1 protein-coding gene is annotated in these 535 nt (G+C 61.9%); it reads left to right on the top strand.

The window, feature by feature from the left end:
- The coding region (locus V7665_RS13815) for a hypothetical protein (RefSeq protein WP_335665101.1) at window positions 1–260 on the top strand (260 nt) is incomplete at its 5' end.
- Between the last annotated feature and the right edge of the window lie 275 nt (window positions 261–535).

The following is a 535-nucleotide window of genomic DNA, read 5'->3' as shown; positions in this document are numbered from 1 at the left end:
CCGAAGCGCAATGGGGGCCGCATACAGCAGCGGAACCCGAACTGGAATTTTACGCGGTCAACTGGCCGGAAGAGGACGGCCCGACCGAATATTACCGGATGACCCCGGAAGAAGCCGCCGACATGGAACGCGACGTCCCCGGCCTGACCGCCACGCCGGCCGGCACCGCCGACGACGCGGTGATCAGCAGAATCGTGCACCAGGCGCAAGCGCTGGCCAAATTCGCACTGGACGAGGCGGAGCAGGGAATAAATCTATAACCCTGTAAAGTTTGTCAAGTTCGGGTGGTGCACTCGTCATTGCGAGGAGCGAAGCGACGCGGCAATCCAGTGCGGCAGGCGCTGACGATAGCGGCGAGACGCCCTAGATTGCTTCGCTACGCTCGCAATGACGAATGATACCACCCCCACCGTTCGTCTCGAGCCCAATCTAAGCCCCTCTTCTTCAGAAGTTTCGGGTCGATCAGTCCCCCGGACTGATCTGAAACGGCCGGGGGCCGTTTCACCCGGAACTGGGTTGGGGTGGAGGCGATGCG

The organism is Parasphingorhabdus sp. (genome assembly GCF_036964675.1).
GTDB lineage: Bacteria > Pseudomonadota > Alphaproteobacteria > Sphingomonadales > Sphingomonadaceae > Parasphingorhabdus.
This window is presented reverse-complemented; position numbering and strand designations above follow the sequence as displayed.